This is a genomic window from Methylophilus medardicus (assembly GCF_006363955.1).
Taxonomy (GTDB): domain Bacteria; phylum Pseudomonadota; class Gammaproteobacteria; order Burkholderiales; family Methylophilaceae; genus Methylophilus; species Methylophilus medardensis.
In genome coordinates, this window is sequence record NZ_CP040948.1 from 1034456 (window position 1) to 1050447 (window position 15992).

17 protein-coding genes are annotated in these 15992 nt (G+C 50.6%); 7 read left to right on the forward strand and 10 right to left on the reverse strand.

The window, feature by feature from the left end; translation table 11 throughout:
• Positions 1-118 precede the first annotated feature (118 nt).
• The 6 genes from FIT99_RS05125 to guaB form a co-directional block, all read right to left on the reverse strand.
• Positions 119-1714: an ABC-F family ATPase gene (locus tag FIT99_RS05125; RefSeq protein WP_140003304.1), complete on the reverse strand. Its 1596-nt coding sequence runs from the start codon at positions 1712-1714 to the stop codon at positions 119-121.
• A gap of 93 nt (positions 1715-1807) precedes the next feature.
• On the reverse strand, positions 1808-2410 hold the full coding sequence (locus FIT99_RS05130) for a nitroreductase family protein (protein WP_140003305.1): 603 nt from the start codon (positions 2408-2410) through the stop codon (positions 1808-1810).
• A gap of 8 nt (positions 2411-2418) precedes the next feature.
• Entirely contained in the window at positions 2419-2916 is a 498-nt protein-coding gene (locus FIT99_RS05135) for a GreA/GreB family elongation factor (RefSeq protein WP_140003306.1), read from the reverse strand.
• 15 nt (positions 2917-2931) lie between these two features.
• The gene (trpS, locus tag FIT99_RS05140) at positions 2932-3951 is read right to left on the reverse strand and encodes a tryptophan--tRNA ligase (protein ID WP_140003307.1); all 1020 of its coding nucleotides are present in this window, start codon (positions 3949-3951) and stop codon (positions 2932-2934) included.
• Positions 3952-3996: 45 nt separating this feature from the next.
• Entirely contained in the window at positions 3997-5604 is a 1608-nt protein-coding gene (gene guaA / locus FIT99_RS05145; RefSeq protein ID WP_140003308.1) for a glutamine-hydrolyzing GMP synthase, read from the reverse strand.
• Positions 5605-5700: 96 nt separating this feature from the next.
• Positions 5701-7161, reverse strand: a complete 1461-nt coding sequence (gene guaB / locus FIT99_RS05150; RefSeq protein WP_140003309.1) for an IMP dehydrogenase — start codon at positions 7159-7161, stop codon at positions 5701-5703.
• Positions 7162-7304: 143 nt separating this feature from the next.
• On the opposite strand from guaB, the gene FIT99_RS05155 reads away from it, so the two are divergent.
• Positions 7305-7784 (forward strand): DUF4124 domain-containing protein, encoded by a 480-nt coding sequence (locus FIT99_RS05155; protein WP_140003310.1) that lies wholly within the window; start codon positions 7305-7307, stop codon positions 7782-7784.
• A gap of 19 nt (positions 7785-7803) precedes the next feature.
• Here FIT99_RS05155 and FIT99_RS05160 read toward each other — a convergent pair whose 3' ends face one another.
• Entirely contained in the window at positions 7804-8109 is a 306-nt protein-coding gene (locus FIT99_RS05160) for an RnfH family protein (protein ID WP_140003311.1), read from the reverse strand.
• Between the two features lie 5 nt (positions 8110-8114).
• A complete protein-coding gene (locus tag FIT99_RS05165; RefSeq protein ID WP_140003312.1) occupies positions 8115-8549 on the reverse strand; it encodes a type II toxin-antitoxin system RatA family toxin in 435 nt (144 codons plus the stop codon).
• A 70-nt stretch (positions 8550-8619) separates the two neighbouring features.
• On the opposite strand from FIT99_RS05165, the gene smpB reads away from it, so the two are divergent.
• Positions 8620-9075, forward strand: a complete 456-nt coding sequence (smpB, locus tag FIT99_RS05170) for an SsrA-binding protein SmpB (RefSeq protein WP_140003313.1) — start codon at positions 8620-8622, stop codon at positions 9073-9075.
• 101 nt (positions 9076-9176) lie between these two features.
• Here the strand turns inward: smpB and FIT99_RS05175 are convergent, their stop codons facing one another.
• Positions 9177-10028: an NAD(P)H-hydrate dehydratase gene (locus tag FIT99_RS05175; protein WP_140003314.1), complete on the reverse strand. Its 852-nt coding sequence runs from the start codon at positions 10026-10028 to the stop codon at positions 9177-9179.
• A gap of 131 nt (positions 10029-10159) precedes the next feature.
• Between FIT99_RS05175 and FIT99_RS05180 the strand changes: the two genes are divergently transcribed.
• From FIT99_RS05180 to ftsB, 4 genes are read left to right on the forward strand one after another with little or no spacing between them, the layout of a single operon-like run.
• The gene (locus tag FIT99_RS05180; RefSeq protein WP_140003315.1) at positions 10160-11794 is read left to right on the forward strand and encodes a CTP synthase; all 1635 of its coding nucleotides are present in this window, start codon (positions 10160-10162) and stop codon (positions 11792-11794) included.
• 9 nt (positions 11795-11803) lie between these two features.
• Positions 11804-12643 (forward strand): 3-deoxy-8-phosphooctulonate synthase, encoded by an 840-nt coding sequence (kdsA, locus tag FIT99_RS05185; protein WP_140003316.1) that lies wholly within the window; start codon positions 11804-11806, stop codon positions 12641-12643.
• 29 nt (positions 12644-12672) lie between these two features.
• Positions 12673-13959 (forward strand): phosphopyruvate hydratase, encoded by a 1287-nt coding sequence (gene eno, locus FIT99_RS05190; protein WP_140003317.1) that lies wholly within the window; start codon positions 12673-12675, stop codon positions 13957-13959.
• 44 nt (positions 13960-14003) lie between these two features.
• The gene (gene ftsB, locus FIT99_RS05195; RefSeq protein WP_140003318.1) at positions 14004-14381 is read left to right on the forward strand and encodes a cell division protein FtsB; all 378 of its coding nucleotides are present in this window, start codon (positions 14004-14006) and stop codon (positions 14379-14381) included.
• Between the two features lie 39 nt (positions 14382-14420).
• Here ftsB and ygfZ read toward each other — a convergent pair whose 3' ends face one another.
• Positions 14421-15425: a CAF17-like 4Fe-4S cluster assembly/insertion protein YgfZ gene (gene ygfZ, locus FIT99_RS05200; RefSeq protein ID WP_140003319.1), complete on the reverse strand. Its 1005-nt coding sequence runs from the start codon at positions 15423-15425 to the stop codon at positions 14421-14423.
• 56 nt (positions 15426-15481) lie between these two features.
• Between ygfZ and FIT99_RS05205 the strand changes: the two genes are divergently transcribed.
• Positions 15482-15979, forward strand: coding sequence for a hypothetical protein (locus FIT99_RS05205; RefSeq protein ID WP_223261291.1), 498 nt, complete (start codon positions 15482-15484; stop codon positions 15977-15979).
• Positions 15980-15992: the final 13 nt, after the last annotated feature.

A 15992-nucleotide genomic window follows, 5' to 3' on the forward strand; every position in this document is an offset into this window, starting at 1 on the left:
ATTGCGAAATTGCAATGTTGACATTAAAACACCCGAATGTATCGGGTGTTTGTCTGATCAGGCCGGCAGTGTATCGGAATGTATCCCGATGCAATTTGTCTGTTTGCGCCGTTTGCGGCTATTCAATACCTTGGCTGACCAGATAGTCTTCATAGTTGCCAGTAAAGTCGATAATGCGGTCGGCTTTGATTTCGATGATACGGGTAGCAATCGAACTGACGAACTCACGGTCATGGCTGACAAAAAACAAAGTGCCTTTGTATTTATCTAATGCCGTGTTGAGCGCCTCAATGGACTCCATGTCCATGTGGTTGGTGGGCTCATCCATCAGTAACACGTTGGTTTTTGCCAGCATGAGTTTGCCATATAACATCCGGCCTTTTTCTCCGCCTGAGAGCACTTTGACGGATTTTTTAGTGGCCTCGGTTGGGAACAGTAACCGCCCCAACATGCTGCGCACGGTATTGTCATCATCACCTTGCTGGCGCTGTGCAGTCATCCATTCGAACAAGTCTTCGCCTTGGGCGAATTCATATTCATGGTCTTGCGCAAAATAGCCAAGTTTGGCTTTTTCTGCCCATTTGACCTCTCCATGCTTGGGCTGTAAATCGCCCGCCAGACAGCGCAAGAAGGTTGTTTTGCCGATGCCGTTTTCGCCAATAATGGCGACTTTTTCACCGGCTTCAAACATCATCTCGACATCGTTAAACAGCGGCTTATCAAAACCATGGCTCAACTTTTTCAGTTCCACGGCATTGCGGTGTAGTTTTTCGCGCTCGTCAAATTCAAAGCGAATAAACGGGTACTGACGACTGGAGGGCTTAAATTCTTCAACCTTGATTTTGTCAATTTGTTTGGCGCGGCTGGTGGCTTGCTTGGCTTTAGATGCGTTGGCAGAGAAGCGGCGTACAAAGTCCTGCAAATCCGCGATTTGTTGTTTGGCTTTGGCATTGTCTTTGGCTTGTTGGTTGCGCGCGGCAATGCTCGCCTCCATATAATCATCATAGTTGCCAGGATAGGAGGTGATCTTACCGTAGTCCATGTCGCAGGTATGCGTGCACACCTGATTTAAAAAGTGTCTATCGTGCGAAATAATGACCATGGTGCAATCACGATTGTTGACCACATCTTCCAGCCAGCGGATCGTATTAATGTCCAAGTTGTTGGTCGGTTCATCCAGTAACAGCACATCTGGATTGGCAAACAAGGCTTGCACCAATAAAACGCGCAGTTTCCAGCCTGGCGCCACTGCACTCATTGGGCCATTATGTTGCTCGATAGGAATACCCACGCCGAGTAATAATTCCCCTGCACGCGCTTCGGCGGTATACCCGTCATATTCTGCAAATACGCCTTCTAACTCGGCGGCACGCATGTAGTCATCTTCAGTGGCTTCGAGGTTGGCATAAATCGCGTCACGCTCTTGCATGGCTTTCCACATTTGCTCGTGGCCCATCATGACCACATCCAGCACTCGCTGGTCTTCATAGGCAAACTGGTCTTGTTTCAAAAAAGCCATGCGTTCATTGGTGTCTAGGCTAATGTTGCCGCTACTTGGCTCTAATACGCCAGCCAGAATCTTCATGAATGTGGATTTACCACAGCCATTCGCACCAATCAGACCGTAACGATTGCCGTCGCCGAACTTGACTGAGACGTTTTCAAACAGGGGCTTTGAACCAAACTGCATGGTGATGTTATTTGCAATTAACATGAAAAACCTTCAAAAGTTTTGCCGCAGCGGGCTGCGGATAAAATAGGGGCTTAAAAAAAGGGCATGGCGAAATTGTCGCCGCATGCCTGAGGCTTAAAACGTGTTGTAGATGACGACTTCATCCATCGGTAATTGTCCGCCACGGGCTTTGGCGGCTTCTAGCGCTTTGCCTACAACCACAAACATGACTGGCACATGGTCTGCCGGCAAATTGATCAGTTTTGATACCGCATCGAAATCAAAGCCATCCATTGGGCAAGTGTCGTAGCCCATTTCTTTCGCCGCCAGCATCAGGGTCATCGCCGCCATGCTGCCTGAGCGCATGCCTTCGTCGCGCTGCGCTTGTGTATGGTCGGTGTAGTACTCATGAATGGCTTTTACCAGATAGTCGCTCACTGGTTTGGGGGCATTGGCCCAGTAACGTGCTGGGTCTTTTTCCCAGGCTTTGAGGTCCGCCGTGACGACGATCAGAAGCGAAGCATCCGTGACCTGTGCTTGATTCCAGCTTACCGCCCGGATCTGGTGGCGTAATACTGGATCAGTGACGGCGACAAAGCGCCAGTGCTGAATGTTAAAAGCAGTGGGGGAGAGTATGGCCAGCGAGAACAGCTGCTGGATTTCGGCCTCCGTCATGCGGTGATTGGGATCGTAGGCTTTGATCGAGCGACGTTCTTGAATAGCTTGTGTGACGTTCATAATGTTTTTCAATAATCGATGTTTAAAATGTCCAGTGCTATTGGACCCGCAGGGCGTTGCCAAATGGTGTTGTCACCCACTTTGCGCCCTAATAATGCTTTTGCGACTGGTGACACATAGCTGACCTTGCGCTGCGCAATGTCAGCCTCGTCTTCACCCACAATCTGAAACACAGATTGTTCGCCGGTCTCATCTTCTATGGTGACTTTCGCCCCAAACAGTACGAGATGACGAGGTTGCTGCGCCGGGTCTACTAATTGCGCGGATTCCAGCTTGGCTGAGAAATAACGTAGGTCACGTTCTATCTCTGCCAATTTTTGCTGGGCGCTTGGTTCTTCTTTATGGTCGGCAAGCAGCAAGCGTTCGGTATCCAACTGTTTTATCGCTTGTTGTATCTGCTGCAAGCCCGCTGGTGTCACATAATTCACATGTTCGCTGATAGGGCGTTCCGGCACATCGGTACCGGCCCGCTCCAGATCGTCTTCTTTAACAAAGCCGCGACTCATGTTAGGGCTGTGCCATTAAAAATACGTCAGGCCGAGTGCAGCCCGCACTTCACGCATGGTTTGTGCCGCGACTTCACGCGCCTGCTCGGTGCCTTCACGCAACAACTGCAAAATATAACCCTTATCGCTCGCCAATTCGGCCCGACGCACCCGAATCGGTTCCAGCATTTCTTGTAGTACGGCTTCGAGACGTTTTTTAACAATACTGTCTGCCAGGCCGCCACGGGTGTAGTGCGCTTTTAATTCCGCCACTGCAGCTTTGTCGGTATCGAAGGCATCTAGGTAAGTGAACGCAATATTGCCTTCCACATGACCGGGGTCTTCAATTTTTAAGTGTAAGGGGTCGGTATATACCCGTTTCACTGCTTTGCTGACTTCATCTGCAGTGGCACCCAAATTAATCACATTGCCCAATGACTTACTCATCTTGGCTTTGCCATCAATGCCGGGCAAGCGCCCCAGCTCTGGCACCAACGCTTTAGTTTCGACAAGAATTTCTTGTTGTGTGCTCGCGTTTTTGTAGGTGCGATTGAAACGACGTACGATTTCATTGGTTTGTTCAATCATCGGAATCTGGTCTTCGCCTACCGGCACCAATGTCGCTTTAAAGGCAGTAATATCGGCTGCTTGGCTGACCGGGTAGGTGAGAAAGCCTGCCGGAATATCACGCTCAAAGTCGCGTAGACGAATCTCTTCTTTGACCGTTGGGTTTCTTTCAAGCCGCGCGACGGTCACTAGGTTGAGATAATAAAACGCCAATTCGGTCAATTCAGGCACTTGAGACTGAATAAAAATGGTCGACAATGTTGGGTCAATGCCCACTGCCAGATAGTCCAGCGCGACCTCCACCACATTACGATGCACTTTATCAATATCATCCATGTTGTCGGTCAGGGCTTGTGCATCCGCCAGCATGACATATTGCTTATATTCGTGCTGGTATTTAACGCGGTTACGCAAGCTACCAACAAAGTGCCCCAGGTGCAACGGGCCAGTTGGGCGATCGCCAGTGAGGATAATAGATTGTGTGCTCATCGTCTTGTTCTCTAATTGATCTTAGATTGGGTGAATGAATAAAAGTTATTCCCACTCGATGGTGGCTGGCGGTTTACCCGAAATGTCATAAACCACGCGGTTGATGCCACGCACCTCGTTAATGATACGGTTGGAGACTTTACCCAATAGACTGTAGGGCAGTTCTGCCCAATGTGCTGTCATAAAGTCACTCGTCACCACAGCACGCAAGGCCACCACATAGTCATAGGTGCGGCCATCGCCCATTACGCCCACTGATTTTACTGGCAGAAATACGGTAAACGCTTGGCTGGTTAAGTCGTACCAAGTTTTGCCAGTTTTTTCGTCTACGGTATTGCGTAATTCTTCAATAAAAATGGCATCGGCGCGTTGTAGCAATAACGCAAAATCACGTTTCACCTCGCCCAGGATGCGCACGCCCAAGCCAGGGCCAGGAAACGGATGACGGTACACCATGTCGCGCGGCAAGCCCAAAGCGACGCCTAACTCACGCACTTCGTCTTTAAACAGGTCGCGCAAAGGCTCCAACAGCTTGAGGCCGAGTTGCTCAGGCAGTCCGCCGACGTTGTGATGGCTTTTAATAGTGACTGCTTTTTTGGATTTGGCCCCACCGGATTCAATCACATCCGGATAAATTGTGCCTTGTGCCAGGAATGTCGCGCCCTGATGGCCTTTACCGCTGGCTTTCAGTTTTGCGGCTTCGGCTTTGAATACCTCAACAAACTCAGCACCGATGATCTTACGTTTGGCTTCCGGGTCGCTGACACCTGCCAGCTTGCCCATAAATTGCTCGGTCGCATCGACGCGGATGACGTTTGCATGCAAACGGCCAGCAAACATGTCCATCACCATGTCACCTTCATTCAGGCGTAACAAGCCATGGTCAACAAACACACAGGTTAGTTGGTCGCCAATGGCGCGGTGGATCAGTGCTGCAGCCACGGAAGAATCAACGCCGCCTGACAAACCCAAAATAACTTCTTCATCACCGACTTGTGCTTTGATTTTGGCGACTGCTTCGCTGATGTAGTCCCCCATGATCCAATCGGGTTTGGCCGCGCAGATATCCAACACAAAGCGCTCCAGCATGGCTTGGCCTTGTTTGGTATGCGTCACCTCAGGGTGAAATTGCACAGCATAGAAACGGCGCGCTTCATCGGCCATGGCGGCAATCGGCGTGGTATCGTTGCTGGCGATGACTTTAAACCCGGCTGGCAACTCAGTGACTTTATCGCCGTGACTCATCCAGACGTCAATCAGACCATGCCCCTCAGCATTGGTGGCATCCTGAATGTCGCGGAACAGTGCAGAATGGCCCCGTGCACGCACTTGCGCATAACCAAACTCACGCTTGGTGCCTGCTTCTACTTTGCCGCCGAGTTGCTGTGCCATGGTTTGCATGCCATAGCAGATGCCCATAACGGGCACACCTAATTCAAACACCGCCTGTGGTGCCTTATCTGTTTCGGCTTCGTAGACACTGGCGTGGCTGCCGCTCAGGATAATGCCATCTGCTCCAAAGCTTTGCACAAACGCGTCAGACACATCGCATGGATGGATTTCACAGTAGACATGGGCTTCACGCACACGACGGGCAATTAACTGGGTGACTTGAGAGCCGAAATCGAGAATCAGAATTTTTGAGTGAGACATTGTTTAGCCACAGAGTGCACAGAGGACACAGCGTCTGAGAGTATTCATTCTCTGCGACTGCTGTGTCCTCTGTGGCGTTAAATAAAAAATAAGAAGTTAGTCTACGCGGTAATTAGGCGCTTCTTTGGTGATCTGCACGTCGTGTACGTGCGATTCACGCATGCCAGCGCTGGTGATTTGTACAAATTCAGCCTTATTGCGCATCTGTTCAATGGTGGCACATCCAACATAGCCCATGGAGGCACGCAAGCCGCCCATCAACTGGTGCACCACGGCAAAGACGCTGCCTTTGTAAGGCACGCGACCTTCGATGCCTTCTGGGACGAGTTTGTCCGCGTTGGCGGTGTTGTCTTGGAAATAACGGTCTGACGAGCCTTTTTGCATCGCGCCGATGGAACCCATGCCGCGATAGGATTTGTAAGAGCGCCCTTGAAACAGTTCCACTTCGCCGGGGGCTTCTTCAGTCCCTGCGAACATACCACCCAACATCACGCTGTAAGCTCCGGCAGCAATGGCTTTGGAGATGTCACCTGAGAAGCGAATGCCACCGTCTGCAATAAACGGAACGCCTGATTTTTCAAGTGCTTTAGCTACATTGCTGATCGCTGTGATTTGCGGTACGCCCACACCAGCCACAATGCGGGTGGTGCAAATCGAACCAGGGCCGATGCCGACTTTTACACAGTCAGCACCATGATCCACCAACGCTAAAGCTGCTTCAGCAGTGGCAATATTGCCACCAATCACTTGTAATTTAGGGTATTTGGTTTTTGCCCATTGCACGCGGTCGAGCACGCCTTGTGAGTGGCCGTGTGCGGTATCTACCACAATGGCGTCCACGCCAGCTTCTACCAATGCATCGATACGCTCATCCGTGCCTTCACCGACGCCGACAGCAGCTGCAACCCGCAGGCGACCTTTTTCATCTTTACAGGCCAGTGGGTGATCGTGCGATTTTTGAATGTCTTTTACCGTAATCAAGCCTTTGAGCTCGTAGTTTTGACCGACAACCAGCAGACGCTCCAAGCGATGCTTGTGCAGCAAGCCCATGATTTCTTCACGGCTAGCGCCCTCTGGCACCGTGACTAAGCGATCCTGCGGCGTCATGACGTTGCTGACGGCTTGATCTAAATTGGTTTCAAAACGCAAGTCACGGTTGGTAACAATGCCAACCACTTTGCCGTCTTGTAATACTGGCAGGCCGGAAATTTTTTGCTGTTTGGTAATGTCCATCACCTCACGCACACTCATGGCGGGGTGGATGGTGACCGGGTCAATCACGACGCCTGACTCAAACCGTTTTACACGTGACACGCGAGAGGCTTGCATTTCAACGGTCATGTTTTTATGAATGATGCCCATGCCGCCCAGTTGCGCCAGCGCAATCGCCATACGCGCTTCAGTGACCGTGTCCATCGCAGCAGATAACAGTGGTATGTTTAAAGTGATGCTTTTGGTCAACTTGGTACTGAGATTGACCTCGCGAGGCATGACATTCGAATGGGCTGGAACGAGTAAAACGTCATCAAAGGTCAGGGCTTGTTGCAACAAACGCATGTGAATTCCTTATCTCCAAAATATAATTATACCGATTTCATTTTGCCTTGACAAAGCGTTTTGCATTTTTAAGCGCGAGAGGGCTGGTGTTTGGCATGGTTTGTGCATGGTAGTTTTTAAATAAGCGTAGGGCGTGAATGATAATGAAAATATGGAATCTGCTGTTGGCGGGATGTTTGCTGTGCACGCTGCAGGCAAATGCCGAAATCTATAAGTGGCGCGATGACAAAGGCGTGATGAATTACTCTGACATTCCACCGCAGACGGGGATTAACAACACGCAAAAAATTAAGGCAGCGACGGTGCCGAATGACCGTCCACTGACGCGCTCAGACAGTTATCAGCCTGAAGAAGCGGCGGCTGTACCGAAGCGAACCGCAGAAGGCGGTGAGGCGAATGCCGGCGGTGGAACCACCGAGGCCGAGGCATTAAAAGCAATGCAAGCGCGTTTAAAAGCGCAAAATTGTGCATCAGCACGCTCTAATTACCGTAATTATGCGGTGGGTGGCCGCATGCAAAATGTGAACGAAGACGGTCAGAGAGAGTATTTGGGCGACGATCAGATTAAAGAGGCTCTGGCTCGAGCGCAGCAAGAGATTGACGAAAATTGTCCACCTGAGTAACCAAAGTGCCCATGCTTGCTCAGGGTTTGCTGTTTTTGCTGGCTGCCCGTTGCCGCCTAGCTTCTTTTGGATTCGCCAGCAGCGGGCGGTAAATTTCAACCCGATCCATTGCTTTGAGTGTTGTTGTGGCAGGCACCTGCTTGCCGAAAATGCCTAGCACCAAGGGGCGCGTAGCGATCTCCGGATGTTGCTGGACTATGCCGCTTAACTCAACAGCCTGCAAAGCGGTTGTGCCCAATGTGACTGAGAGCGTCATCAAGGTTTGGGCTTGCGGTAAGGCATAGGCGACCTCAACCTGAATCATCTTTTGCAGTGCATCTGTCATGTGAATCACTTCAGATATTTTTTATCGGCCTGTTTGACAAAGCTGTCCACAAACGTATTGGCAATATGGCTGAATACAGGCGCGATGATGCGTTCAATCAGGCTATTGGCAAACACATACTCCAGTTTGAATTCAATTTTGCAGGCGTCTTCACGCAGTTCAATAAAATGCCAGTGTCCGGTCAGTTGTTTGAAAGGACCGTCGACCAATGTGATATTCATGTGATGCGGGTATTGCTTGTGATTGCGCGTGGTGAAGTGCTGTTGAATGCCATGATAGCGAATATGAATCGTCGCTTGCGTGGCTTGGTCGGAGCGTTCAATGAGTTCGCTGCCGCCACACCATGGCAAAAAGGTGGGGTAGTCCTCCACCGCGTCGACGAGTTGAAACATGGCTGCACAAGAGTGCATGACCAATACGGTTTTTTCTACTTGAGCCATTGCGTCAGAACAGAATCCGGTTTTGAGTTAAAATGCTATTTTAAGTGATTTAAGTCTGCACACCAGCGTTATGAGCATCGCGCAAAACAAAAAAGCGTTTTTTGACTATTTTATCGAAGAAAAGCATGAGGCTGGCCTCGTGCTCGAAGGGTGGGAAGTCAAAGCGATTCGTGATAACCGCACGAATCTGAAAGAAGCCTACGTCGTGGTGATGCGCGATGAGCTGTATTTGATCGGCTGCCACATTACTCCCTTGGGTGCGGCATCTACGCATGTGCGTCCGGATGCCATTCGTAGCCGCAAGTTGTTGTTGCATCGTGAAGAGATCGACAAACTGATGGTTAAAGTCGAACGCGCGGGTTATACCTTGGTGCCCTTGGACATGCATTTTACGCGCGGGCGCGTTAAGGTGCAGATCGGACTGGCCAAGGGTAAAAAGCAACATGACAAGCGCGATACTGAAAAAGAGCGCGACTGGAAGCGGGAGCAAAACCAGCTGCTCAAGAACAAGCAGCGCGAGCGCTGATTTGGTCTGACCACATGATTTGCAATCGTGCATCGCATTGGCGCAACAGGCCTGCCTGTTGCGCTTTTGTATTTAATGGGCTCGTCTTGGCCATGTTGCGTTCAATGATTGGCTTGCGAGGCTAAGGTACGCAAGACGGCAGGGAGCATCGGGCTCAGATCTTCCGCAATCAAGCCGGGGCCAAATAATGTCGCGGCGCTGCCGTGCATCCAGCATGCGGCTGCCGTGGCTTCAAAAGCAGGCATGCCTTGCGCTAACAATCCTGTAATGAGCCCCGCTAACACATCACCTGCGCCTGCGGTTGCCAACGTGGGGGGCGCATTATTGTTGAGCAAAATACGGCCATCTGCGCTGGCAATAATCGAGACAGCACCTTTCAATAAAAGCGTGGCATTAAAAGTACGCGCTGCCGCTTGTGCTTGCGCAATCTTGAGTGTCTGTGTGGCCGCGATGGTGTGGCCCGTGAGTTTTGCGAACTCCCCTGCATGAGGCGTCAGCACGCAGGGTCCTTTCACCGCATCTGCCAACGTCTGCGGCTGTTCAGCGAAGGCGGTGAGGGCGTCGGCATCAATGACCACCGGCTTGCCGGTGCGTAGTAGGTCCAAGGTGCTTGATCGGGTATGCTCGCTGATACCTGCGCCCGGTCCGATTAAATAGGCATTAATCCGTTCATCGTCAACCAATTGCGCCAGCGTTGCCGCATTGGCGTAGGGTTTGACGATGATACTCAACAACTGACTCGCATAAATCTGAAAAGCAATCTCAGGCACCGCCAGCACGGTAATGCCAGCACCCACACGTGCGGCTGCCACGGCTGCCAGCCTGGCGGCGCCTGTCATCGGGTAGCCGCCTTCAATGAAGACATAACCACGACTATACTTGTGGCTGTCTGTTTGCAAGGTCGGCAGTAGGTGCAGCCAGTGTTTTGGCTGATTCATCATTTGATCGTTCATGCAGTTATTGTATGACTGAACGACGGCGATAGCGAATCTGGCGTCGATTTTATCGTTCGCCTTCATTGTGGGGGAAGGGGCTTTACGGTAAAATGTTCTCCCGTCTGTAACAATCTCAAAGTACCTTATCCATGACCAAATATGTATTCGTAACCGGCGGTGTAGTTTCTTCTCTTGGAAAAGGTATCGCAGCCGCCAGTCTTGGCGCTATCCTTGAATCGCGTGGCATTAAAGTGACCATGCTCAAGCTTGATCCTTATATTAACGTCGACCCTGGCACCATGTCGCCATTTCAGCATGGCGAGGTATTCGTGACCGATGACGGTGCCGAAACGGACCTCGATCTGGGTCACTACGAGCGCTTTATCAGCAGCAAAATGTCCAAGCGCAATAACTTCACCACGGGTCAGATTTATGAAACCGTGATCAAAAAAGAGCGTCGCGGCGAATATCTGGGTAAAACCGTGCAAGTCATTCCGCACATTACCGATGAAATCAAAGCACACGTCAAACGCGGTGCTGAAGGGGCAGAAGTCGCGATCGTCGAGGTCGGCGGGACCGTTGGGGATATCGAATCTTTGCCGTTTTTGGAAGCCATCCGCCAGATGGGGTTTGAAGAAGGCAGAAACAATGCCTGTTATGTGCATTTAACGCTATTGCCTTGGATTCCTACTGCAGGTGAGTTAAAAACCAAGCCTACACAGCACTCGGTCAAAGAGTTACGTGAGATCGGCATCCAACCAGACATTTTAATGTGCCGTGCCGAGCGCGAAATTCCTGAAGATGAAAAGCGCAAAATTGCCTTGTTTACGAATGTGCCGTTTGAGGCCGTGATTAGTGCCATCGACAGTGATTCGATTTACAAGATTCCAGGACTCTTGCATGCGCAGATGCTGGATGAAATCGTTTGCCATAAACTTAATATTTTAGCCAAAGCTGCCGATTTGTCCGCTTGGCAAAAAATTACCCATGCGCAAGCAAACCCGAAAGAGATTGTCGATATTGCCTTCGTCGGTAAATACGTCGATCTTACCGAGTCTTACAAGTCACTGACTGAAGCCCTGATTCACGCCGGGATTCACACCGAGTCTAAAGTCAAGATTCATTACATCGACAGTGAAGACATTGAAAAAAAAGGCACCGATGGATTGGCTGGCATGGATGCCATTTTGATTCCCGGTGGCTTTGGCGTGCGTGGCACCGAGGGCAAAATTGCGGCCATTCGCTTCGCGCGTGAACACAAAGTGCCTTATTTGGGCATCTGTCTGGGCATGCAACTGGCCGTGATTGAATATGCCCGCAATGTGGCCGGTCTCGAGGGTGCTAACAGCACTGAGTTCAACCCAAATACGGCGCATAAGCTGATTGGCCTCATTGACGAGTGGCAAGATGCCTCCGGCAAAATTGAGAAGCGTGACGAGCATTCTGACTTGGGTGGCACCATGCGCTTGGGGGCACAAGTTTGTCCGATTGTGCCCAATACACTGGCAGCCAGTATTTACGGCGCTGAAGTCAATGAGCGTCACCGCCACCGTTATGAGGTGAACAATCATTATGTTGAACAATTAAAAGCGGCCGGTTTGGTGATCTCTGCGCGTACCCCGCGTGAAGAACTCTGCGAAATGATTGAATTGCCGCAGTCTGAGCACCCCTGGTTTGTGGCTTGTCAGTTCCACCCTGAATTCACCTCAAACCCTCGTAGCGGACACCCATTGTTTAAAGCTTATGTGCAAGCTGCGCTGGCGCAAAAAGCTTCTAAAAAGTAAGGAATTTTCATGAAGTTATGCGGTTTTGACGTTGGTATCGAACATCCGTTATTTTTAATCGCGGGCCCTTGTGTCATTGAATCTAAACAAATGGCGATTGATACCGCGGGCCAGTTAAAGGAAATGGCGGCTCGCATTGGGGTGCCATTTATTTATAAATCCTCTTACGACAAAGCCAACCGCAGCTCGACCAAAACATTCCGTGGCTTTGGCATGGAAGAAGGCCTGAAAATTTTGGATGAAGTGCGTGCGCAAATTGGTGTGCCGATTTTGACGGATGTACATACTGAGGCGCAGGTACCGCATGTGGCCGCAGTGGTGGATGTCTTACAAACACCTGCATTCTTGTGTCGTCAAACCGATTTTATTGTCGCTTGTGCGCAGTCCGGCAAGCCAGTGAACATTAAAAAAGGCCAGTTTCTCGCCCCTGGCGATATGAAACAAGTGGTTAACAAAGCCAAAGAAGCCAATGGTGGTGTAGATAACATCATGGTGTGCGAACGCGGTGCTTCGTTTGGCTATAATACTTTGGTGTCTGATATGCGTGGCCTCGCCATCATGCGCGAAACCCATTGCCCAGTAGTGTTTGATGCAACGCACTCGGTACAACAGCCTGGCGGTCAAGGGGACAAGAGTGGTGGTCAGCGCGAGTTTGTGCCGGTGTTGGCGCGTGCGGCAGTAGCCAGCGGTATTGCCGGTGTGTTCATGGAAACCCATCCAGACCCCAGCCAAGCGCTGTCTGATGGCCCCAATGCCTGGCCTTTGAGCAAAATGGAAGATTTGATGCATCTGCTGGTCGACTTAGATAAGTTGGTGAAAAAAGCCGGCTTTGCAGAACTCAACCTATAATTTAATTTTATTGAAGATAAGGATAAATCATGAGCGCAATTGTAGACATTATCGCCCGCGAAATTATGGATTCACGCGGTAACCCGACGGTTGAAGTCGATGTATTGCTAGAAAGTGGTGTCATTGGTCGTGCTGCCGTGCCTTCAGGAGCCTCTACCGGCGCCAAAGAAGCAATGGAATTGCGTGATGGCGACAAGAGCCGCTATCTGGGTAAAGGCGTGTTGAACGCGATTGAAAACGTCAATACGGAAATTACAGAAGCCATTATTGGCCTGGACGCCGAAGAGCAAAGTTTCATCGATAAAACGCTGATCGAGCTCGATGGTACGGATAACAAAGACCGTTTGGGTGCCAATGCTATTTTGGGCGTATCGATGGCTTGTGCTCGCGCCGCAGCCGAAGAGAGCGGTTTGCCACTTTATCGCTATTTGGGTGGTTCCGCCTTTATGCAACTGCCTACGCCGATGATGAACATCATCAATGGCGGTGCACACGCCGATAACTCTGTCGATATTCAAGAGTTCATGATTGTGCCGGCGGGTCTGCCAACCTTCCGTGAAGCTTTGCGTGCCGGTGCAGAAGTGTTTCACGCTTTGAAGAAAATCTTGCATGCCAAAGGCTTAGCTACTACGGTGGGCGATGAAGGCGGCTTTGCGCCTAATCTGCCATCCAACGAGTCTGCGTTGCAATTAATCATGGAGTCGATTGAGGCGGCTGGTTACGAGCCAGGTAAAGACATCTATTTGGGTCTGGATTGCGCCAGTACTGAGTTTTACAAAGACGGTAAATACCATCTGGCATCAGAAGGCGCGGCACTGACCTCTGCCCAGTTCTGTGACTATCTGGCGACGCTGGCAGGTAAATATCCTATTATCACCATTGAAGATGGCATGGATGAGTTTGACTGGGACGGTTGGGACCTGTTGACGCAACGTCTGGGTAAATCCACTCAGCTGGTCGGAGACGATTTATTTGTCACCAACCCAAAAATTCTGCGTGAAGGGATTCAGAGAGGCGTTGCCAACTCTGTGCTGATTAAAGTAAACCAAATTGGTACCCTGACTGAAACGTTCCAGACCATTGAAATGGCGAAACGCGCGAACTATACGGCTGTGGTTTCTCATCGCTCCGGTGAAACCGAAGACACCACCATTGCAGATATTTCTGTCGCCACCAACGCTTTGCAAATCAAAACCGGCTCCTTGTGCCGTTCTGAGCGCGTGGCCAAGTACAACCAGTTATTGCGTATCGAAGAAGAGTTGGGCGATGCGACGAGTTACGCTGGTTTGTCTGCGTTTTATCAACTGTTTAAATAACCAACGCTCAACGGATTCGGGCTCACGATCACTGATAGGTCCACGTGCGTAAACTCACAGTCGTATTGGTGGTCTTGATTGCCCTGCTGCAATATCCATTGTGGCTGGGTAAGGGTAGCTGGTTGCGTGTTTGGCAATATTCACAACAGATTAGCGCGCATGAAAAACGCAATGAATATTACCGGCAGCGCAACGACACCTTACGCGAAGAAGTGCGTGACTTGAAACAAGGCCAATCTGCGATTGAAGAGCGCGCGCGAAGCGAACTCGGCTTGCTCAAAGAAGATGAAGTGTTTTATCAAGTGATTCAAAACAAGCAGACAGTAACTGGTAAGTCGAAACCGGTTGCAGAGAAGTCAGTAGTGGCCGACCCAGCGCTGCTGGTGCCCAAGCAGGTGGAAAGCCCACCGAAACAGCAATAAAAAAGGCGCATTAAGCGCCTTTTTTATTACCTTGATCTACTAAGGTAAGGGGTAGGGCAAGTCCTCAAACAGTAAGGGTTGGCCTTGCCACTGAATTGCACCCGCCTCTTTGGCCTCTAAACGGCATTCCGCCAGTAGCCACCAACCATGATTCGCCGAGGGCGCTACGCGGACCAATTGACCGGCCTCTTGTTGCTGCGCATCATGCACTGCATCGCCTGCTTGTGGTCTGGCAGCACCTGTGGGCAACTGTGCTAAGAGGGTGCGACGTTTTACTTTACCTAGGTAATGCGTGCGGGCGACGATCTCTTGTCCGGTGTAACAGCCTTTTTTAAAGTTAATCCCATTTAAGGCATCTAAGTTGATCATTTGTGGCACAAACTGCTCTTTGGTGGCTGCATAGACTTGCGGTACGCCAGCTTGTATTTCTAACGCTTCCCAGTCGGCCGTACTCGCGGGGCTGAATGATGTCGAAAACGCTTGCCAGCTGGCGCTTGCTAACGCGCTGTCGATCAGGAATAAGGCGCGCTGCTGGTGGCCTGCATCCGCCAAGCGAATTAGGGTGCCATCATGCGTTTGCGCTGATTGATGGGCAGTGGCTGGCAATGCTGCGATGTGACTAGCAAGCTCGTCGCTGGCCAAGCCCATGGCCACCAAGCGTTCACTGGCATCTTCAATCAGCACTTTGCTACGCAAGACGAACATCCGTAGACGTTTAATCAAATCAGGGATCAGTTCGTGCGGGCATTGCAAATAAATAACATCGTTGATCGTAAAGCTATAAAACAACGCTAATAAACGGCCTTTGGCCGTGCAATAGCCATTCCATTGCGCACCTTGTGCAAGCAGTTTAATATCGTTAGTCAGTTGGCCTTGCAAAAAGGCGACACTGTCGGACCCGCTGACAGCAATCAGCCCGTTGCATGAGAGATCATATAGCTTTGCGTTGGCCGTGGTGGCTTCGAAAGCGGCCTCACCCTGTGCATTCAACTGCGCGCCTTGCGTGATTAAAAATGATTGCCATGCGGTTGCTGGGCTGGACATAAATACGGTTCCTTTTGCGTCTATGCATAGAGGAATGCACAGTCGCGACGATCGAGATGAAAAAAGCTATTCTACCAAGTGAAATTGATTTGCACTTTAAAACTTCATATTTGTTATGGGGATGGTGCGGGCTATTTTCAATCTTGATCGTGGTGTGTGTGAGCCGTTTTTTGCCGACGGTTTTTGCTGTCGCAGCGCTATTCATGTATGGCCTGGCGTGTTTTTGGCAATGGACGCAATTGCCCGCCACGCGTTGGTCATGGAGCGCACAGTCCTTGCGCGTGGATGTGTATGGTCGAATGACGCTTACCAATACATTCGGTCAGACCTGGTCATTTTCTGTGCGCGGCGATAGTGTTGTCCATCCTGCGTGCATCGTATTACATTTGGGCGATTTAGCGCTGACGGTAGAAGGTAATCAAACCCATGATATCGAGCCATTGCCTTTTTTGAGCCGCTTTTGCATGCCAAAGCGCCTACTGATTCTGCCAGACCAAGCTGACGCACAAACGCTGAAGGCGTTGCGCGTCTGGTTGAAGTGGGGGTTGCAGTAATCGTTTGCGCTGG

Excerpts from the sequence above, each read along its gene's own strand:
- FIT99_RS05125 (WP_140003304.1), bottom strand. The coding sequence starts at position 1,714 with ATGTTAATTGCAAATAACATCACCATGCAGTTTGGTTCAAAGCCCCTG.
- FIT99_RS05130 (WP_140003305.1), bottom strand. The coding sequence starts at position 2,410 with ATGAACGTCACACAAGCTATTCAAGAACGTCGCTCGATCAAAGCCTAC.
- FIT99_RS05135 (WP_140003306.1), bottom strand. The coding sequence starts at position 2,916 with ATGAGTCGCGGCTTTGTTAAAGAAGACGATCTGGAGCGGGCCGGTACC.
- trpS (WP_140003307.1), bottom strand. The coding sequence starts at position 3,951 with ATGAGCACACAATCTATTATCCTCACTGGCGATCGCCCAACTGGCCCG.
- guaA (WP_140003308.1), bottom strand. The coding sequence starts at position 5,604 with ATGTCTCACTCAAAAATTCTGATTCTCGATTTCGGCTCTCAAGTCACC.
- guaB (WP_140003309.1), bottom strand. The coding sequence starts at position 7,161 with ATGCGTTTGTTGCAACAAGCCCTGACCTTTGATGACGTTTTACTCGTT.
- FIT99_RS05155 (WP_140003310.1), top strand. The coding sequence starts at position 7,305 with ATGAAAATATGGAATCTGCTGTTGGCGGGATGTTTGCTGTGCACGCTG.
- FIT99_RS05160 (WP_140003311.1), bottom strand. The coding sequence starts at position 8,109 with ATGACAGATGCACTGCAAAAGATGATTCAGGTTGAGGTCGCCTATGCC.
- FIT99_RS05165 (WP_140003312.1), bottom strand. The coding sequence starts at position 8,549 with ATGGCTCAAGTAGAAAAAACCGTATTGGTCATGCACTCTTGTGCAGCC.
- smpB (WP_140003313.1), top strand. The coding sequence starts at position 8,620 with ATGAGCATCGCGCAAAACAAAAAAGCGTTTTTTGACTATTTTATCGAA.
- FIT99_RS05175 (WP_140003314.1), bottom strand. The coding sequence starts at position 10,028 with ATGAACGATCAAATGATGAATCAGCCAAAACACTGGCTGCACCTACTG.
- FIT99_RS05180 (WP_140003315.1), top strand. The coding sequence starts at position 10,160 with ATGACCAAATATGTATTCGTAACCGGCGGTGTAGTTTCTTCTCTTGGA.
- kdsA (WP_140003316.1), top strand. The coding sequence starts at position 11,804 with ATGAAGTTATGCGGTTTTGACGTTGGTATCGAACATCCGTTATTTTTA.
- eno (WP_140003317.1), top strand. The coding sequence starts at position 12,673 with ATGAGCGCAATTGTAGACATTATCGCCCGCGAAATTATGGATTCACGC.
- ygfZ (WP_140003319.1), bottom strand. The coding sequence starts at position 15,425 with ATGTCCAGCCCAGCAACCGCATGGCAATCATTTTTAATCACGCAAGGC.
- FIT99_RS05205 (WP_223261291.1), top strand. The coding sequence starts at position 15,482 with ATGAAAAAAGCTATTCTACCAAGTGAAATTGATTTGCACTTTAAAACT.